At 58.0% G+C, this 20,400-nt stretch carries 13 protein-coding genes and 1 rRNA gene; 4 read left to right on the forward strand and 10 right to left on the reverse strand.

Going from position 1 to position 20,400, the window contains the following annotated elements:
• The 6 genes from AAAX75_RS01315 to uvrA all read right to left on the reverse strand — a co-directional run bounded on the left by AAAX75_RS01315 (nt 1) and on the right by uvrA (nt 10,235).
• A complete protein-coding gene (locus AAAX75_RS01315; RefSeq protein WP_022094871.1) occupies nt 1-957 on the reverse strand; it encodes an ABC transporter permease in 957 nt (318 codons plus the stop codon).
• 155 nt (nt 958-1,112) lie between these two features.
• Complete coding sequence (locus tag AAAX75_RS01320) at nt 1,113-2,726, reverse strand: ABC transporter substrate-binding protein (RefSeq protein ID WP_349090841.1); 1,614 nt, start codon at nt 2,724-2,726, stop codon at nt 1,113-1,115.
• Nucleotides 2,727-3,089: 363 nt separating this feature from the next.
• A complete protein-coding gene (uvrC, locus tag AAAX75_RS01325; protein WP_349090842.1) occupies nt 3,090-5,030 on the reverse strand; it encodes an excinuclease ABC subunit UvrC in 1,941 nt (646 codons plus the stop codon).
• Between the two features lie 6 nt (nt 5,031-5,036).
• Nucleotides 5,037-6,617, reverse strand: a complete 1,581-nt coding sequence (murJ, locus tag AAAX75_RS01330) for a murein biosynthesis integral membrane protein MurJ (RefSeq protein ID WP_349090843.1) — start codon at nt 6,615-6,617, stop codon at nt 5,037-5,039.
• 105 nt (nt 6,618-6,722) lie between these two features.
• Nucleotides 6,723-7,223, reverse strand: a complete 501-nt coding sequence (gene ybaK / locus AAAX75_RS01335; protein ID WP_349090844.1) for a Cys-tRNA(Pro) deacylase — start codon at nt 7,221-7,223, stop codon at nt 6,723-6,725.
• 132 nt (nt 7,224-7,355) lie between these two features.
• A complete protein-coding gene (gene uvrA, locus AAAX75_RS01340; protein ID WP_349090845.1) occupies nt 7,356-10,235 on the reverse strand; it encodes an excinuclease ABC subunit UvrA in 2,880 nt (959 codons plus the stop codon).
• 193 nt (nt 10,236-10,428) lie between these two features.
• Between uvrA and AAAX75_RS01345 the strand changes: the two genes are divergently transcribed.
• The 4 genes from AAAX75_RS01345 (at nt 10,429) to AAAX75_RS01360 (ending at nt 16,551) form a co-directional block, all read left to right on the forward strand.
• The gene (locus AAAX75_RS01345; RefSeq protein ID WP_349090846.1) at nt 10,429-12,582 is read left to right on the forward strand and encodes an LTA synthase family protein; all 2,154 of its coding nucleotides are present in this window, start codon (nt 10,429-10,431) and stop codon (nt 12,580-12,582) included.
• A gap of 145 nt (nt 12,583-12,727) precedes the next feature.
• Entirely contained in the window at nt 12,728-13,558 is an 831-nt protein-coding gene (locus AAAX75_RS01350; RefSeq protein ID WP_022094864.1) for an Mrp/NBP35 family ATP-binding protein, read from the forward strand.
• Nucleotides 13,559-14,830: an NAD(P)/FAD-dependent oxidoreductase gene (locus tag AAAX75_RS01355; RefSeq protein WP_271748699.1), complete on the forward strand. Its 1,272-nt coding sequence runs from the start codon at nt 13,559-13,561 to the stop codon at nt 14,828-14,830.
• Nucleotides 14,831-14,910: 80 nt separating this feature from the next.
• Nucleotides 14,911-16,551, forward strand: a complete 1,641-nt coding sequence (locus AAAX75_RS01360; protein ID WP_349090847.1) for an FAD-dependent protein — start codon at nt 14,911-14,913, stop codon at nt 16,549-16,551.
• Between the two features lie 65 nt (nt 16,552-16,616).
• Here AAAX75_RS01360 and uvrB read toward each other — a convergent pair whose 3' ends face one another.
• The 4 genes from uvrB to rrf form a co-directional block, all read right to left on the reverse strand.
• Nucleotides 16,617-18,857: an excinuclease ABC subunit UvrB gene (gene uvrB, locus AAAX75_RS01365; protein WP_035138903.1), complete on the reverse strand. Its 2,241-nt coding sequence runs from the start codon at nt 18,855-18,857 to the stop codon at nt 16,617-16,619.
• Between the two features lie 51 nt (nt 18,858-18,908).
• Nucleotides 18,909-19,490 (reverse strand): lytic transglycosylase domain-containing protein, encoded by a 582-nt coding sequence (locus tag AAAX75_RS01370; protein WP_349090848.1) that lies wholly within the window; start codon nt 19,488-19,490, stop codon nt 18,909-18,911.
• Nucleotides 19,483-20,124: a dephospho-CoA kinase gene (coaE, locus tag AAAX75_RS01375; RefSeq protein WP_349090849.1), complete on the reverse strand. Its 642-nt coding sequence runs from the start codon at nt 20,122-20,124 to the stop codon at nt 19,483-19,485. Before coaE ends, AAAX75_RS01370 begins: the two co-directional genes overlap by 8 nt.
• A 190-nt stretch (nt 20,125-20,314) precedes the next feature.
• A 5S ribosomal RNA gene (gene rrf, locus AAAX75_RS01380) occupies nt 20,315-20,400 on the reverse strand; the annotation flags it as partial.

Below are 20,400 nucleotides of genomic sequence, written 5' to 3' on the forward strand. Positions count from 1 at the left end.
CTACACCGTCCTGATGCGCGGGTTGATGAGCAGGTAGAGCATGTCAACCACGATGTTGATGATGATGAAGGCAAGAGCAACGACGATGACGACGCCCTGAACCAGGTTCGCCTCGTTGCCCTGAACGCCCTGCAGGATCGCGGTACCCATGCCGGGGAGGTTGAAGATGACCTCGATGACGACGGCACCGCCCATGAGGTAGCCGATCTTAAGACCGAGGGTGGTGACCGGGGTGATCAGCGCGTTGCGCAAGACGTTGATGCCGACGACGACCTTCTCGGGAACGCCGGCGCCGCGAGCCATACGGACATAGTCCTTATCGAGCTCCTCGACCATGGCCGTACGCACGATACGAGTCATCTGGCCCGTCAGCGGGAATGCCAGAGCGATAGCGGGCATGATCATACGTCCCAGATAGCCAGCCGGGTTGGTGGTGAAGTGAGGCAAAGCACCGGACGCCGGGAGCACCTTAAGGTAGGAAGAGAACAGCAGAATCAACAGAACGGCAAGCCAGAACGACGGGGTTGCCAAGCCGGCGATGGAGAAGACGCGGATCACTTGGTCCGGCCATTTATCGCGATACAGTGCCGCGATGACGCCGAGCAAAAACGAGACGACCGCGCCGATGGCAAGACCGATAAAGGTCAGCTGCATCGTGACGGGCAGGGCCGTGGAGATGCGCTTGGCAACGGAGTTGCGAGCAGCACCATAGGTGCCCATGTCACCATGGATCAGATCGCCCATATAGCGCACGTAGCGCACGGGCCAGGGGTCGTCCAGACCATACTTCTCATGGTACTCGGCAACCGCCTCGGGCGAGGCACCGTCACCCAACGCCGTATAGGCGGGGTCGGTCTTGGAGAACGACATAAGGAAGAACACCAGGACGGTGACGCCCAATGCCATGATCGGCAGCGCCACGAGACGCCTTCCAATCAAACGTAGAAAGTTGTTCACGTTCTCTCCCCTTTCTTTTGTCGGTAGGACCAACTGGTATATGAGTATGGATACTCATTACAAGACCCGAGCGACATCGAGGCCGCCCGGGTCTTTGTTTCAACTATGAGGACGTTGCCTTACGACCGACGCCCCACATATGACTCAAGCGAGTCTTAGGCCTTGACGGTCGCGACGCCCCTGAAGGACATGCTCGTCGTGCCGATGCCCTTGAAGCCATCGAGGGCCTCGCCGTTGGGCGCGGTGGACGGATCGTCCCAGGAAGCGGAGACGGTCTTGACGTGGACAACGGGGTACAGAACGGCGTTGTCGGCGATGATATCGAAGCACTCGTTCCACTTCTTCTGCTGCTCGTCACCCTCGGCGGCAAGAGCCTCGTCCATGAGACCGTGGAGCTTCTCCCACTCAGCGGACTCCTTCCACGGGCAACGGGTCTGCATCCAGACGTTGTCGCCGTACCACCAGTTGAGCAGCAGGTCGGGGTCGGCGCCGAAGCAGGACGGATCGCCAGGAGCGAGAAGGATATCGTAGGCCTCGCCGCCGTCGATGGCAGCGTAGGTGGCCGGCGAGGTATCGGTCTGGATGGTCACATCGAAGCCGAGAGCGTCGAGGTCGTTCTTGACCTGGGCGGCCATGCCCTTGATCTGCTCGTTGTCGGTGGTGCGCAGGGTGATGGCGCCCGGGGTGATGCCAGACTCTTCGATGAGCTTCTTGGCCTTCTTGGCGTCAGTCTTGTACACCGTGGAAGCCTCATGATAGTTGGTGAAGCTCTTGGGCAGGTAGCAGCTGGCAGCGGTGGCAAGGCCGGCGAAGGTGTTGGTGATCATCTTCTCGGTGTCGAGCGCGTACATGACGGCCTGACGGACCTTGACGTTGTTCCAAGGCTCCTTGGCGACGTTGAACATGATGAAGCGGGTGCCGAAACCCTGGACGTTATCGATCTTGCAGCCGGCGCTCTCGAGCTGGTCGACGGCGTCAGCGGTGACGAGCTCCATAACGAGCGTGGAGCCCTCCTGCTGAGCGGTAACGCGAGCGGTGGGGTCGGTCAGGATGCTGTACTGGATCTTCTTATCCTCGGCAGCATACTCACCGTTGTACTCGGGGTTGGGAACCAGGGTGATCTCGGTATCGGAGATAGAGTCGTACATCCAGGGGCCGGAGCCGATCGGCTGCTTAGCGCGATCCTCCTCGGCCTGGGTAGCCGGGGTAACGCGGATGATGGCCAGACGATCCTTGAGCAGGGAGAAGTTGGGGACCTTGGTCTTGACCGTTACAGTGCTGGCGTCCTTGGCCTCGATGGACTCGAAGGGCTGGAAGAACGGAGCATAGGTAGCAGAAGCAGCGCAAGCGGTGTAGGAAGCGACGACGTCGTCAGCAGTGACCTCGGTGCCATCGGAGAACTTGGCGCCCTTGCGGATGGTGACCTCGAAAGTGGTGTCGTCCACGGACTTAGGATCGTCGGTGGCGAGCTCGTTGAAGGTGCTGTAGTCGTGGTAATCGATGCCGTAGAGGCCCTCGACGACGTGCCAGTTAGCACCCAGGCCCACAGCGGAGCCGGTGCTGGCGGGATCGAAGCTGGACGGAGCGTAAGCGGAACCAGCGGTGATCACGCCGCCGCCACGGTTGGCGGAATCGGTGGAACCGGAAGCGGAACCCTCGTCGCTAGAGCTGCCACCGCAGCCGGTGAGACCAAGCCCTGCGACAGCAGCGACGCTGCCGGTGAGGCCGAGGAACGAACGCCTGGACATACCCTTGTTGATGATGGCCATGTCTTCTCCTATCAATAGAGAATCTTACTCGGGAGCACCTAGACTTGCCCCCGCGCAACTTGCGGACGATATATACCTTACCTACCGACGAACCCAACTGAGGTGCCGCGCTCGGCGACCGATACATACATACGCTTGAACGGTATTTACTACCGTTCACCGAATTCGTTGACAAACGATTCGCCAGACAGTATGTATCGGCGAGGTGAGATATCAGTCTTCGTCAACCCGCAGGATAGCAGGGTTTTCGCTTGGGTTAGTCAAACGTTTTAGCTTTAATAAAACCCGAAACCAGCAGGCAATCATGGCGAAATAAATGGTTGAAAATCGCGCAATCATGTATATCAGTTGTTTGGCTCGTGTTTAGCTATCGGAATGGCCAGCCGCCGCCTCGGCGCGCTCGGCATTCCATGCAACGAGCGCCTCGTGGACCGCCTTGGCAACATCGGCAGGTATGCCGCGAACTTCCGCGATCTCTTGCTCGCTCGCCGCGCGCAAACGCTTCATCGAGCCAAAATGGCGCATAAGGACACGTTTTCTGGTGGGTCCCACGCCTGGAACGTCATCGAGTACCGAAACCGTCATGGCTTTATCGCGCAACTCGCGATGGAACGTGATGGCAAAACGGTGCGATTCATCGCGAACCTGTTTAATTAGATAGAGCGAAGCAGACCCGGTCGGCAGCACGACGGGAGTCTCGTCCCAAGGCACGAAAACTTCCTCATCGGCCTTCGCCAAGCCACAAACCGGTATATCGAGCCCAAGAGCCTCAAGTTGCTTGATCGCAGCGGTCAATTGCGGCTTACCGCCATCGACAACGAGCAAATCGGGGCGCGAGCCAAAGCGCTCGTCGACCATGCGCTCGGGAGCATAGCGTCGTCCCAAAACCTCGGACATCGACACGAAGTCGTTTGCCTCGTCCAATTCGGCCTGAATTTTAAAACGACGGTACTGGCTCTTGTCGGCGCGTCCGTTGGTAAACACCACCATCGAGGCGACCGTAAAGGTTCCATGCAGCGTCGAGATATCGAAGCACTCGATACGCATCGGCGGCGCCGGCAGCGCCAGCGCGCTTTCGAGCTCCAGGAGCGCTTGATTGGTGCGGTCGTCAGCGTACCCCGTTCGCATCATGTAGCGCATGAGGGCATGGCGCGCATTTTTGGATGCCATATCGAGCAAACGGTGCTTTTCGCCACGCTGCGGCCTATGGAGATGGCAGGAACGCTCGCGCTTGACTGCAAGCCACTCCCCCAGCGCCTCCGCATCCTCAAGCTCGACAGAGAGGTTTATCTCAGCTGGAATATCAGCCGTCTCGTCGTAATAGCGCTTAAGAAAGCCCGATTGAAGTTCCTCTTCGTCGACATCCAAACCCTTATCGAGAATAAACTCGCAGGTTCGAACCGTTCGACCCTCACGCACGACAAAGACGCAAGCGGCGGAGATGGTCTCCTCGCGATAGAAACCGATGACATCGATATCGACACTGGAGGGAAAAACGACTTGCTGACGGTCGTCCAGACCCCTGATGACCTCCAAACGACGTTTGACGCGTGCCGCGCGCTCAAAGTCGAGCGCCTCGGCGGCATCCGCCATCTCGGAAGTCAGCTCGTCGACGACATCCTTGCGATGGCCCGACAAAAAGCGCTCGACACGCTTGACGTTCTTGGCATAGTCCGTAGGAGAAATCGCGCCGACACACGCACCCGGGCCGCGCCCGACATGGTAGTCAAAGCAGGGACGCCCGTTTTGCGTGCAAATCATATTGACGATGTCTTCCTCGCCCTTGTGGGACTCGACGATACGACGACAACGACGCCACTCCGCACAGGATGCGGAGCAGATGGGGATAACCTTGCGCAGCGTATCTATCGTCTCACGTGCCGCACGGCTATCGGTATAGGGACCAAAATAACGCGTTCCCGGCTTATGACGCTCGCGCGTATATTTGATAGCGGGATACAGGTCGCTCTTGGTGATAGCGATAAAGGGATAGCTCTTGTCGTCCTTAAGGTCCACATTAAAGTACGGATGGTACTGGCCGATCAGGTTGCGCTCGAGTACAAGCGCCTCGTGCTCGGTCTCCACCACGATATAGTCAAAGCTCGCCACCAGCTGCATCATCAGCGGGATCTTTTGACGCTCATCCTGCAGTGTCACGTACTGGCGCATACGGGAACGCAGGTTTTTTGCCTTGCCAACGTAGATGACATCGCCCTTGGCATCTTTCCAAAGGTAACATCCGGGCTGCGTGGGAACGCGCGAAACCTGCTCGGCGAGTGTTGGAATGTTGTCGTGACCGGCCACACGCACCTACTTGCGACGAAGCAGCGCCGAGACCTCGGGCATCTTAAGGACGACGGCAAGGCCAAAGGTAACAGCAAGCGAGACGACACCCGCAACGCAAACGTAGCCAAGAGTAATCAGAATCGAGCCGCCAAGTGCCCCGACAAAGTGCTCAAGCGCCCACATGACGCCGGCGCCTGCGGCAGCACCCAGGCCACCGAGCAAAAGGCCAAAGAAACCGCCATGCAGGATAGATTTGACCTGAAGGCCACGCAGACGACGACGCAGCCACCATAGCGAACATCCGACCAAGATCACGTAGTCGACGACATACGAAAGCGCGATTGCCGGCATACCGAAGCCCAGCACAACGCCAAACAGCAGAACCGAGCCGGCCTGGCCGATGGCGGAATACAGGCAATAGCGGCTATAGGGCTTCATGTCGAGCAAGGCAGAGAAGCTCTTCTGCATCAATACGACCACGCCGTAGAGCGGCAGCGAGAACGCCAGGTAGACAAGGTACTCGGACACCAGCGTCACGCCGGATTCATCGAACTTGCCAGCACAGTAGATCATGTTGAGCGGACGCGCGAAGACAATCAGGTACAGCGCGAACGGAATCAGGAAGAACAGCATTTGGGCGACGCCACGCGAAATGCCCGTGCGAACGCTGTCGTAATCCTTCTCCTGTGCGTCGTGAGAGAGCTCGGTATAGAGCGCCGTCGAAAGCGAGGCAGCAATCAGCGCGTAGGGTAGCGTGTACCACAGGCGCGCATAGGCGATGACGGAAGGACCCGTCTCGGGCTGGACCACCAGCGCGGCAGCGTTGGTGATAGAAGTCGAGACAAACATGCACACCGTGGCGAGCAGCGTCGGGATACCGAGCGCAATCGTCTGGCGCAGCGCGGGGTCCTTAAAGTCGATATGGATATGGGGATGCACGCCGTGCTTGCCAAGCGCGGGAATCTGACATGCCATCTGAACAAAGACACCGAGGGTCGTACCGGCCGCAATCAAGATGATGCCGGCACGTTCGCCAAACTGTGCGGACACGGGCGCAAAACCCATAAAGCTCGCAATGACGATCACATTGTTGAGGACCGGGGCAAACGTCGACCAAAAGTAGTCGCGGTGTGCGTTGAGAACGCCCGAAAACACCGAGCCCAAACCATAAAACAGAATCTGGATGGCAAAGAAACGGAACATGAACGCAGCGGTATCCATGCTGCCGCCGTCACCCGAAAGGAACGATTGCGTCCAGATAAAGCCCGGGGCGAACACGGTCCCCAGCAACGAAATGCCACCCAGCACTAAAAGCAGAATGCCGAGCAGGTTGCCCACGTACTCGTTCGAGGCCTCGCGACCCTGCTCACGCCTCACGCCCATGTACACGGGCAAAAACGCCGTCACGAGCATGCCGCCCATCACGAGTTCGTAGAGCATATTGGGCAGGTTGTTGGCGACCTGATAGGAGGACGAGAGTAGCGACATGCCGATAGCGGCCGCCATTGCCCACGTGCGGATAAAACCGGTGACGCGAGACACGATGGTCAGGATGGTCATAAGCCCGGCGGAACGACCAACCGTGGAGTAGTCCGACGAGCCCATGTCGTCAGTGTCATCTCGCGACGAAGAAGCTTCGGATGAGGGTGTCTGAAGCGCAGATTCTTTTGCAAAATGAGCTCCGCGCTTCAATTCTTCCTGCGGCATCGCTCAGTCCTCTCTCGTAATCGCGGCAACCGTCGCCCCGCAAAATGCAATTAAATCATCGGGTGCAAGCTCGAGCTGATAACCACGCTTGCCTCCCGAAATAAAAATGGTATCCCAAAGGACACATGTCTCATCAATGAGCGTCCGGTAGCGTTTTTTCATACCGACCGGGCTGCAGCCGCCGCGAACGTAGCCAGTCGCCGCAAGCAAATCCTTCACATGCATCATGGCCAAGGACTTCTCCCCCGCGGCACGCGCGGCGGACTTTAGATCGAGCTCGTCGGCAACAGGGATACAGCACACGACATGGTCGTTGGACGGTGTCACGCAGACCAAAGTCTTAAATCCTTGACCGGGCTCCTCGCCAAGCTGCTCCGAAATCGCGACACCCAGGCCCACCGACTCATCACCATCGTCTTCGTACGTATGTAGAACATAGGAAATGCCGGCGCTTTCCAGCTCGCGCATCGCATTGGTTTTTGGCGTCTTTACAGCCTTTGCCATGACATATCCTTTCCCTCGCATTCGGACGTAAGGATTAAGTATATGTCCAATTCGGCTGCATACGTCACTTCGGCACAGCAAGCGCCATCGAATCACAAGGAGTCGATGGCGCCCATAAACTGAATCGCCTATTTATTGAGCATCAAGTTGAGCCTGACGCTCCCGGTCACGCCTGAGCAACGGCGCCAAAAACTTGCCCGTATAACTCTGCGGACAGTCCGCAACCTGCTCCGGTGTGCCCGAAACCACGACGGTTCCGCCGCCGTTACCGCCCTCGGGACCCATATCGATCAGGCGGTCGGCAACCTTGATGACATCAAGGTTGTGTTCAATCACCAGCACCGTGTTGCCCGCATCGACCAAGCGCTGCAGCACATCGAGCAGCTGGCGGACGTCCTCAAAATGAAGGCCAGTCGTCGGCTCGTCCAAAATATAGAACGTCTTGCCCGTCTGGCGTCGATGAAGCTCCTTGGCGAGTTTCACACGCTGCGCCTCGCCGCCCGAGAGCGTCGTGGCGGGCTGGCCCAGGCTCACGTAGCCCAAGCCTACATCGTACAGCGTCTGGAGCTTTCGCTTGATCTGCGGGATATTCCCAAAGAAAGCCAGTGCCTCGGCCACGCTCATGTCAAGTACGTCCGAGATGGTCTTGCCACGGTAGGTGACCTCGAGTGTCTCGCGGTTGTAGCGTTTACCGCCGCAAACTTCGCAGGGAACGTAGATATCGGGAAGGAAGTGCATCTCGATCTTGATCTGCCCGTCGCCCTTGCACGCCTCGCAGCGCCCGCCACTCACATTAAAGGAGAAACGACCCGGCAAGTAGCCGCGCGCCTTCGACTCCGGCGTACTCGCAAACAGCGCGCGAAGATCATCCCACAGGCCGATATAGGTAGCAGGGTTGGAACGCGGCGTGCGGCCAATCGGCGACTGGTCGATATCAATAACCTTATCGATACACTCGATGCCCTCGATTTTTTTATACGGACCCACAGGGCGCGTCGAACGGTGAATAGCATTCGTAAGGGCAGGCGCAATGGTGTCGGTAACCAGGGAGCTCTTACCCGATCCCGACACGCCGGTAACAACCGTAAGCGTACCAAACTCGATCTTGGCGGTAACGTTTTTGAGGTTGTTGGCTCGAGCGCCCGTAATTTTAAGGCAGCCGCGACCGGGCTTGCGCCGTTCATCAGGCACCCGAATCATTCGTTTGCCGGTCAGATAAGCGCCCGTCATCGACTCAGGACACGCCATGATATCAGCAGGCGTTCCCGCCGCGACTACGTGTCCGCCGTTGACACCGGCGCCGGGCCCCATGTCGATCACGTAGTCGGCGGCACGGATTGTATCCTCGTCGTGTTCGACAACGATAACGGTATTGCCGATATCGCGCAGGCGCTCGAGCGTCTTGATCAGGCGCTCGTTGTCACGCTGATGAAGACCGATCGAGGGCTCGTCCAGAATATAGAGCACGCCCATGAGACCCGCGCCGATCTGCGTTGCCAAGCGAATACGCTGTGCCTCGCCACCGGAAAGCGTCGCCGAGGCGCGATCGAGTGTCAGATAGTCGAGTCCAACATCGACCAGAAAACGCAGGCGCTCCAGAATTTCCTTGACGATACGGCCGCCGATAAACTGTTGGCGCTCGGTGAGTTCCAGGCCCTCAAAAAACTCGAGCGATTCACGGCACGACAGGCAACAAACTTCGTAAATGGACTTGCCGCCCACGGTGACGGCGAGCATCTCAGGGCGCAAACGAGCGCCGTGGCAAGTCGAGCACGGCTCCTCGCGAATGTACTTCTCCAGGCGCGCCTTGGTGTTCTCGTTCGTCGTCTCGGTATAGCGTTCGTACAGGATGTTGCGAACGCCCGAAAACTTGGTATCCCACTGGCTGCGACGTCCGTCGAGCTTTTGGTAGTCGACCGAGATCTTCGTATCGCCCAGGCCATCCAAGAATGCACGACGCACGCGAGGGGGCAAGTCCTCCCACGGCGTATCGGCGCTCACCTTAAAGTGTTTGCAGACCGCAGCAAAAATCTGCGGATAGTAGTTCGAATTGCCAAACAGGCTACCAAAGACTCCGTCGGCAATGGACTTCGAGGGGTCCTCGATCAGCGCCTCGGCATCAACGGTTTTCTTAAAGCCCAGGCCGTCGCACTCAGGACATGCGCCATAGGGAGCGTTAAACGAAAAATCACGCGGCTGAAGATCGTCAATGGAGTGTCCATGCTCCGGGCACGCCAAGGCCAACGAATACTCCAGAAGCTCGCCCTCGGTCCCCTCGGGAGCATCACGATCGGGCAGCATGTACACGTTTACATTGCCGTGAGCCAGCGCGGTCGCCTGCTCAACAGACTCGGCGATACGGCCCAGAGAATTCTCACGGATCACGATGCGATCGACCACGACCTCGATATCGTGCTTGAATTTCTTATCCAGATCGATCGGATCGTCGAGCGAGCGCACTTCACCGTCGACACGCACGCGGCTAAAGCCCTCGGCGCGAAGGTCCTCAAACAGTTTGGTGTACTCGCCTTTTCGCCCGCGCACCACCGGTGCCAGCACAAACGCGCGGCGGCCCTCCCCCGCCGCCAAGACCTTGTCGGCAACCTGGTCGGTCGTCTGGCGCTCAATGACGCGGCCGCATTCGGGACAGTGCGGGGTGCCCACACGGGCGAACAGCAGGCGCAGATAGTCATAAATCTCGGTTACGGTGCCAACCGTCGAGCGAGGGTTTTTAGACGTCGTCTTTTGGTCGATCGACACCGCCGGCGAAAGGCCGTCGATTGAATCCAAGTCGGGTTTGTCCATCTGGCCCAAGAACTGGCGCGCATAGCTCGAAAGACTCTCGACGTATCGACGCTGGCCCTCGGCATAGATAGTGTCAAATGCCAGCGAACTCTTGCCCGAGCCAGAAAGACCGGTAATGACCACGAGTTGGTCACGCGGAATGGAAACATCGATATCACGGAGGTTGTGCTCACGAGCGCCGCGAATAACGATAGAAGAATCAGACATGGAAGCTCCTTGCCTCCTATTGCATCGAATCATACTGTCGATGAGTTTAGCGCACTCGACGCGCACAGATGTTCGTAATACAAGATTCGCAGACCTTTAGCTTTGCGTATCGGGTGCTTTGTTTCTCGAAATGCCATGGAAAGGTTACAGTAATCTAATACTGAACTTAATTTGCTGTAACAGAGGAACGTCCATGACCGAAGATATCCCCCTTGAAATCACTTCGAGCGACATGGCCAATCTGCCCATATTCATCGCCGTCCTTATCGTGGCCACCGTCGTCGTGCGCGTGTATTTTTCAATCAAACACAATGAAAAGCCGCCCATTGCCCGCGTCTTTTGGTGCGCGACGCTCCTCATCCCGCTCGGCGTGGTAGCTGCATGGATTACGAATCAATTGCTCGTAAATGAGGACAGTTCCCTATGGGTCCTTTCTTATTCGGCGCTCGGTGCTGCCGCCGTCATACTTCTTGTCGAACCCTTGGTTTCGGGACTTATCGACCAAACCGATCTTGCGACGGGAACGGTTGCCTGCATTTGCCGTGACATCCTTGTCATCGCCGCTGTTTCAGCGCTCTCGTTCGTTTCACTCGAAATTGCCTGTAACGAAACGTTCTATCGCATTCCCGCCAACTCATTCGGGTTTTCCGTCGGGCTGCTCGCGACGGTTCTGCTCTCCCTTTATTTGCTGGGACAGCGTCATGGAGGCTTCATGGCCCTCGTGCCCGTCGCCTGTTGCATCCTTGGCATTGCCGAGCACTTCGTCATAACGTTTAAAGGCGAGGCCATCCTGCCAAGCGATATCTTGGCCCTTGGCACCGCAATGGAAGTGAGCGAGGGATACGAGTTTACCTTTACCGCCGGAATCGTAACCTCTCTCGCCCTGCTAGAGATTTCCCTGGGGCTTCTTTCGCTTATCCGACCGAGAAAGCTCCGTACGCCCACCCATGTCTTCCCCGCAATCGCCGCTAACCTCTGCGCTTTTCTGCTAGTGACCGTTGTGGGGCTCTCGGGCTTTTCCAACATCGACTTGGAGCAGGCGCTGAATTTTGGATTTGACCGTTGGCAGCCCATCACCACGTACGCGTCTCAGGGTTTTATCACTTCGTTCACCGAAATGGTCAACGAGTTGCCCATTGAGAAGCCCGAAGACTATACGCCCGATGAGGCGCAGAGCATCGAGCAGGAGCTCGCCGCCACCTACGACAGCACGTATGGCTCGAGCGAGCAGCGCGCGGCGGCCGTTGCCCAGTTCAATGAAATCAAGCCGACGATTGTTGCCGTCATGAACGAGAGTTTTAGCGACCTTTCGTGCTTTGAGCAGCTCCAGGCGGCCGGGTACACCGGCCCCGCATTCTACAACTCGCTTCCCGACACACTTGTTCGCGGCACCATGCTCGCTTCGGTCACCGGTGGCGGAACGGCAAACTCCGAATTCGAATTTTTGACCGGAGCGACAACGGCCTTTGTCGGATTAGGCAAGATCCCCTATCAGCTGTATCAGATGAATGGCGTCAACAGCCTGGCAAAGGACCTTAAGGAGCTTGGGTATACCGCTACCGCTATGCACCCGCAAAACCCCGTCAACTACCATCGAGATAAAATCTATCAGCAGCTGGGCTTTGGAGACTTTCTTTCAATCGGCGATTTCGAAGGTGCGCCCTGTTACCATGCCGGCGTATGCGACTACGCCACCTACGACAAGATACTCGACCTGCTTAGAACCGACGAAGCCCCGCAGTTCATCTTCGATGTCACGATGCAAAATCACGGCGGCTACGACTATGGCACCGTTCCCGCCGAGGAGCTGACAAACTATTGGGTCGAGGGAGCCAGCGAGGGTGCCAATAGCGCGCTCAACACCTATCTTACCTGCATCAACGCATCCGACCGGGACCTCGAGTACTTTATCAACGAGCTCCGCAATATCGGCAGACCGGTTGTCCTTGTCTTTTTTGGCGACCATCAGCCGAGCGCCGCAACGACTCTCAACGACGAGCTGTACCCTCAGGAAGATACGGCAAGCCACGCTTTCCGTATCTATCAGTCGACATATTTCGTCTGGGCTAACTATGAAATCGCCGGCAATACCGAGCTCAACGTCTACGACACCGTCGGGGCAAACGAGATTGCAGCCATTACCCTTAATAAGATCGGCGCCCCGCTCACCGACTATCAAAAGGCTCTGCTTGCAACAAGGTCAGATGTGCCCACCATCAATGTCGCCGGCTACCTTGGTGCCGACGGGCTGCGCTACGACTTGGAATCTGAAGACAGCCCATACGCCTCGACGATCGACAAGCTGCAGCGCATGCAATACCTCGAGTTCGCCAGCAAAGTTCAGTAAGCCCGCCCATTCGCTTGGACCCATCGTATTGCAAGCACGCTCGGCCCAAATGCATCGTAAATGGCTCCCGCTCGCAAACGAGGGTACAATGACGCTCGTGTCACATCACGGGGCCCCGGCCCCAACATATACAAAGGAGTCATACATGGGTTGCGAGCACGCACAGGCCGCCGGCGGACAAACATCGCCGTCGCAATTTGAGGAGAACACGCTGTCCGAGGTCAAACGCGTCATCGCCGTACTTTCCGGCAAGGGCGGTGTCGGCAAGTCGTTTGTCACCGGTGCCATCGCCACCGAGCTTGCCCGTCACGGCCACAAGGTCGGCGTCCTCGATGCCGACATCACCGGTCCCTCCATCCCCAAGATGTTCGGTATGAGCGGACGCCACGTCCATGCCCTTGGCAACCTTATGCTGCCTGAAATCTCCGAGCACGGCGTCAAGGTCATGAGCTCCAACCTGCTGCTCCAAAACGAGACCGACCCCGTCCTTTGGCGCGGTCCGGTCATCGCAGGCGCCATTAGGCAGTTCTGGAGCGAGACCTCATGGGGCCCCATCGACTACCTGCTGGTCGACATGCCTCCGGGAACAGGCGATGTCGCGCTCACCGTCTTCCAGTCGCTGCCCGTCGACGGCATCGTCATCGTCACGAGCCCGCAGGATCTGGTCTCGATGATCGTCGCCAAGGCGGTCAACATGGCCGAGAAGATGAACGTCCCCATTCTGGGCATTGTCGAGAACATGAGCTATATTGAGTGCCCCGACTGCGGCAAGAAGATCGAGGTCTTTGGCAAGAGCAAGCTCCCCGAGGTCGCAGAGCGCTATAACCTCGACATCTTGGGCCAGCTTCCCATTAATCCGGCACTCGCCGAGGCCTGCGATAAGGGCGAGGTCGAGACCGCACTGCCCGATGGCATGTTGCCCAAGGCAGTCTCTGCCGTCGAGGCCATTACCCCGCACGAGACCGACGAGGCCTAAGTGAACGCGAGCGCCTTCTATGACGTCCTGGTAATCGGCGGCGGGGCTTCAGGCCTCGCCGCCGCCATTACGGCCGCACGAGCTGGCAAAAGCGTCTGCATCGTTGAGCGCGATGTCGCCTGCGGCCTTAAGCTCCTTGCGACCGGCAACGGCCGCTGCAACCTCTCCAACGAATCGATTGATCCACAGCGGTATAACCACCCCGCATTCGTTGAATCCGTTATGGGCCCCCGGCCCGAACAAGAGCTTATGGGTTTCTTCTCCTCGCTGGGCATCATGACAACCTCCGAGGAAGGCCGGCTGTACCCGCGCTCCCTTCGCGCCGAATCGGTGCGCGACGCGCTTCTCAACGTTTGCGACCGCCTAGGTATCACCTTAATCTGCGGAGCCAACGTTGCCTCGGCGCACAAAGCTTCCGAAGGCTGGACACTCCAAATAGACCGTCCAGCGCGGGCACTCAAGGCAAAGAAGCACGACGACCGAAAATCGGAGCTCCGCTCGCTTCGGAAAGCGCTCGCCGATGTCCCTCGCAAGAACGAGGCCCTGGAGGCACATGCCGTAATTATCGCCACGGGCGGCAACCCCACCGGTATCGCCGATACGTTTGGCCTCCCCCTCACCTCGCTGCGCCCCATCCTCTGCCCCGTATCGGCAACGGTCGTTGGCGATCGGGCGGCACTCAAGACGTTGGATGGTCTGCGCGTCCGCGCCCGCTTGACGCTCACCCGTAACCATAGTGAGCTCTGGCACGAAGACGGTGAAGTACTGTTTCGAGCCTTCGGCATCTCGGGCGTCGCTGTCTTCAACCTCTCCCGTCGTATCCAGCGCGGTGATACGATCCTGCTCGACGTTTTCCCCGACCTCTCCAAAGACGAGCTGCTCGATATGCTCAACCGGCGCGTTGAGCTGCTCGGCGGCTTTTCGCCCCGCGATCCCCGTTGGCTCGACGGCATGCTCGCCCCGCAACTCTCCCGCGTCGTCTGCACGGCGTTCGAGCAGTGCCATCCAGGCTCCAACGATGTCATCCACCTGGTCTCGATCCTCAAGCACTTTAAGTTGCTCGTCGAGGGAACAGCCGAGGAGCGCTCGGCGCAGGTCACGCGTGGTGGCGTATCTGTCGAGAGTATCTCAACACCCAGTCTACGCGCGCGCAGCGTTGTCGACGCCCCGCTTTACGTCTGTGGCGAAGCGCTCGACATCGACGCCGATTGCGGAGGCTTTAACCTTGCGTGGGCATGGCTCTCGGGCATTCGCGCTGCAAGCAGCCTGTAGCCGCGCAGTCTATAATCAAAAACGCATTCGGGCCGTCTGGGATACCGGACGGCCTCTTTCTTGCCTCTAAGGAGACCTCGATGATCGAAATCACCCAAGTCAACGCTTCGCTCGATGAAGCCGGCGATGAAAATGCCTGCCTCATTGTTGGCAAGCGAGTCGCCAAGCGCGTCCTACGTTGCAAGGACTCCGAGATCAAGTCCATCGAGCTCCACCGCAAGTCAATCGACGCTCGCAAAAAACGAGACGTCCATTTTATCCTGAGCTTTCGTGTTGAGCTGACCAGTCCCCACCTCGAGCGAGAAGTGGTCGACAGCGTTTCCGAACGTGACCGCTCGCGCGTACGCGCGATAGAAGACGATGAGCCTTCATTCCCCTCCCCCATTTCCGACGCATCCAAAGAGCGCCCCGTCGTTGTCGGCGCCGGATGCGCCGGCCTTTTCGCTGCGCTCACGCTCGCCGAAGCAGGTCTTAAGCCCTTGCTTATCGAGCGCGGCGACCCGGCATTTCGCCGCTCGCAGGCGATCGACCTCTTTCTAAAGGAGCGCATCCTCGACCCCGAGAGCAATATTCAGTTTGGTCTGGGCGGCGCGGGGACCTTCTCGGACGGCAAGCTCAATACGGGAACAAAAAATCCCGCCCATCGCCTTATCCTCGAAACCTTCGTCGAGGCAGGTGCGCCCCGCGATATTCTGTGGGATGCCAAGCCGCACATTGGCTCCGACATCCTTCCCACGGTTGTCACCGCTATATCCCAGCGCATCGAGCAGCTCGGAGGTGTCGTCCGTTATCGAACGAAGCTCGTCGACATTCGCACCGACGCGTCTGGCGCCATCACCGGTATTGATGTCCAATCGTCCCAAGACGCCGCTTACGAGCCAATCGAAACAAAGTACCTCATCCTCGCCTGTGGGCATTCTGCTCGCGATATTTTTGAGCTCCTTAAGGACCACAACGTGGCCCTCGCACAAAAGACCTTTGCCATGGGCGTTCGCATCGAGCATCCGCAGCGCGACATCGACCGAGCCCAATATGGAGCCTCGGCGGGACATCCTGCCCTCGGAGCAGCCCCCTACAAGCTCGTCGCCCATCTTCCCAACGGCCGCAGCGTGTTCTCGTTTTGCATGTGCCCTGGCGGGCAGGTTGTCGCCGCCTCTTCCGAGCAGGGCCACCTGTGCGTCAACGGCGCCAGCCTCAATGCCCGCGACGGACGCAACGCAAACGCCGCCCTGCTCGTTAACGTCACGCCTGAGGACCTTCCCAACGATGACCCGCTCGCCGGCATCGAGCTCCAGCGTGCCTGCGAGGCGGCCGCCTATCGCCTGGGCGGTTCCAACTGGAACGCACCGGCACAGCTCGTCGGAGATTTCCTCGCAGGACGCGTCAGCAAGGCGCCCGGAAAGGTAAAGCCCACCTATCCGCTCGGTGTGACCTGGACGGCAATTGACGAAGCCCTGCCGCGGCATATCGTCGAGTCGCTCCGCCTGGGACTTCCCCTACTCGGAAAAAAGCTACGAGGCTACGACCGCCCCGATGCCGTTCTTACCGGCGTGGAGACTCGTTCAAGCTCACCGGTCACTGTCACCCGAGACCGAACGTGCCATGCCGTGTCGACCCTGGGCCTCTACCCTTGTGGTGAGGGAGCTGGATATGCCGGCGGCATCATGAGCGCGGCCACCGACGGCATCCGTTGTGCCGAAGCCCTGATCGCAGACCTCTAACGCACGAATTCCAGCGCGCAAAAGACACAGGCCCCGAGCTCCACAGGGAACTCGGGGCCTGTTCGCTATTTCTTAAACCGTGCACCCTGGCGTTTTCTGCCCGATGCGAACGTGGAACCCTTGCGGGCCTGTGAACGTAAGCGCTCGATCGTCTCGTCCTCAGACGCGCCCTCGAGCATCGCCCGAATCTGAACGACGGCATCGCGCAGACGCGCCGCCTCCTCAAAGTCCATGGCGGCAGAAGCGTTACGCATATCCTCTTCCATGGTTTCGACAATCCGCACAAGCTCGTCATGCGGCAGTTCTTCCAACTGCTCCGCAAGTGTCTGCTCGGGCGCCACCGTTTCCGGCACGCCGCCCTCGCCCGACTCATCGGGCGTATAGAATGCACCATGGCCAAGAGAGTCGCCCTTCGAGCGTCCCTTGGAACCCACGGTTTTTTCGGCCTCGGCAATAAAACTTGAGATGTCGTTGATGGCCTTGCGCACCGTCTTGGGCACGATGCCATGCTCTTCGTTATATGCCATCTGAATCTCGCGACGGCGCTGCGTCTCTTCGATGGCCTCTTTCATCGAATCGGTCACAACGTCCGCATACATGATGACTTCGCCATCGGCGTTACGGGCCGCGCGGCCAATCGTCTGAATCAGCGAACGGCGGTTGCGCAAGAAGCCTTCCTTATCGGCATCGAGAATTGCCACCAGTGAGACCTCGGGAAGATCCAAGCCCTCGCGAAGCAGGTTGATGCCAACGAGAACATCGATCTTGCCCTCGCGCAGCGTTCGCAGGATCTCGACACGGTCCATTGTCGCCGTATCAGAATGCATGTAATTGACCTTAATGCCCGCATCAAGCAGATGGTCGGTCAGGTCCTCGGCCATGCGCTTGGTCAACGTGGTCACCAGCACGCGCTCCTTGCGGGCAACGCGCTCGCGAATCTCGTCCTCAAGATCGTCAATCTGACCGCGAACCGGACGCACATCGATCTTGGGATCGAGCAGACCGGTCGGACGAATAATCTGCTCAACGTCGTTCTGGCTAACCCGCAGCTCATAGTCGCCCGGTGTTGCCGAAACGTAGATGAACTGGGGAATCCTCGCCTCAAACTCATCGAAACGAAGCGGGCGGTTATCGAGCGCCGAGGGCAGGCGAAAACCGTGTTCCACCAGCGTCACCTTACGCGAGCGGTCACCTTCGTGCATGCCGCGAATCTGCGGCACCGTCACATGGCTCTCATCGATGATGCAGAGCATATCCTTGGGAAAGTAATCGATTAGGGTAAACGGCGGCTCACCCGGTTTGCGACCGTCCAGATGACGCGAGTAGTTCTCGATGCCGTTGCAAAAGCCCATCGTCTCGAGCATCTCAAGATCATAATCGGTGCGCTGCTGCAGACGCTGCGCCTCGAGCAACTTGTCGGTCGCCTTGAGCTCCGCCACGCGCTTCTCGCACTCTTCGCTGATCGATTTCAGAGCCGCCTTGACCTTCGGCTTCTCGGTCACGTAGTGCGATGCCGGCCATACGGGGATGGCCTCGTACTCACGAAGCATCTCACCGGTGACCTCATCGATCTCGGCAATCAGCTCGACCTCGTCGCCAAAGAACTCAAACCGCAACGGATGCTCAGCATAAGGCGGATACACGTCGACAACATCGCCGCGCACGCGGAACGTGCCGCGTGCCAGGTCATAGTCATTGCGATCATATTGAATGTCGATAAGTGCATGGATAAAGTCATCGCGCTCGAGCGGCACCTTCTTGTCGACGTTTGGAGCCAGACCCGCATAGTCCTCAGGAGAGCCAATGCCATAGATACACGAGACCGATGCGACAACGATCACATCGCGTCGAGAGAGCAGTGACGCGGTCGCCTGATGGCGCAGCATCTCGACCTCTTCGTTAATCGAGGAGTCTTTCTCGATATATGTATCGCTTTGCGGCACATACGCCTCGGGCTGATAGTAGTCGTAGTACGAGACGAAGTAGACCACAGCGTTGTTGGGAAAGAACTCTTTGAGCTCGCTCGCAAGCTGAGCGGCGAGCGTTTTATTCGGAGCCATGACCAGCGTCGGCTTTCCCAGGGCCTCAATAGTCTTTGCCATCGTGAAGGTCTTGCCCGAACCAGTCACGCCCAGCAAAACCTGATAGCGGTCTCCGTCCCTCACGCCCTGCACAAGCGACTCAATGGCCTTAGGCTGGGAACCGGCAGGCTCATAGGGAGACACGACCTTAAACGGCACGTCAGAGCCTTCAACGCCAAAGCGCTTAAGTTCACCACCAACGCGTTCTACTTCAAATTCCGCCATGGATACTCCTAACTCATACATCTGCAGTATACGCAGGCGGCAGGCATAGTCCTATACGAACCGATCGGGATAGATTGTCTTGTAGCGAGCCCAGGCATTATTGACACGAATCAGATACGCCTGCGTCTCGGGAAAGGTGATTGCATTATGAAGCGACGTACCCTGCTGCGCCCATCCGTCGACATTGCCCATGCCGGCGTTATAGGCGGCGATGGCGCTATCCGTCGACCCGTTAAAATACGCTAGAAGATACGAAAGATACGCACAGCCAAACTCGATATTCGTAGCCGGATCGTTAAGATTGTCGGCCGAATACTCGTCACCGTCAACAAGGCCCTTGGCGATCATATCCTGGGCAGTCTCGGGCATCAGCTGCATCAATCCCTGAGCACCTTGATTCGACTCGGCCTCGGGATCCCAATTCGATTCCGACTTAATGACAGCGCACACCAGATACGGATCCAGATTATGCGAAATACTGGATTGCTTTACATACGCCTCGTAGTCAATCGGATACAACGGCTTAAAGAAAGCGGCAGGAGCACACGAGTAAACGAATGAGATAAGGCCGAAGACAAAAACGGCAGCCAGCGGCATAAGGCGATACCACGCAAAGAAACGTGTCTTAGGCATCGGCATCCTCCTTATCCGCAGTGTCTATAAACCCATGGCATGCAAGCCATGAGTCAAGCTGCTCAAAGAGCGAATTATCACCTGAGGCATTATCAATCACCGTTGTAGCGAGATTGCACAGCGCAGACTCATCGGGCTGACAAGCAGAACGGGCATCGAAATCAGATGGCTCCATGCCACGTTGAATAGCGCGCTCGCGACGAACTGACAAAGGGGCGCTGATGACCAGAATTTCATCAGCCAAGCCAAATGCATCCTCAAAACCAGTCGGAGCAGAAACCTCGACCACCGCAAAGGGATAACGGGGAGACGAAACCGTACAACAAACCGGATCGAGAATCCTAAGCGAAAGCTGTTCAATCAGAACGGGATGCACGATGCCATTGAGCCGTGCGACCGAATCAGGAGAAGCGAAAGCTCGAGAAGCGAGGATGCTGCGGCGAATGCCGCCTTCCTCATCCAAAATGTCCCAACCGAATTCATCCGCGAGAGTATTGACGATATCAGAGCCCGGCACATACAGAGATTTTGCAAGCTCATCCAGATCGATAAGCATAGCGCCACGAGATTCGAAATAGCGGCAGGCAGTCGACTTACCCGAAGCAATATTACCCAAGACAAATACGGTAAACATCAAGCCCTCCCTAACGCCAATGCGAGTAATTATCGCTCAAATACACTAGAAGGACTCAAAATACAGCCAAACAGTAAGAGCGCATACGGGGAAGCTAAATCCCGAAGTACAACGTGTATATACGCAAAAAGGGGGAGGCCGCGAGGCCTCCCCCTTCTCAGTTCAAGCGTACGGCTCGGTGCCGTCCACCGGTCAGCGGCGCCCTGGCCTCCCACGGGCTGACCCCGCAGTACTCTCGGCGCGATGGGGCTTAGCTTCCGGGTTCGGAACGGGACC

Origin of the sequence: Collinsella sp. CLA-ER-H7, assembly GCF_040092345.1 — a bacterium.
Lineage (GTDB): Bacteria > Actinomycetota > Coriobacteriia > Coriobacteriales > Coriobacteriaceae > Collinsella.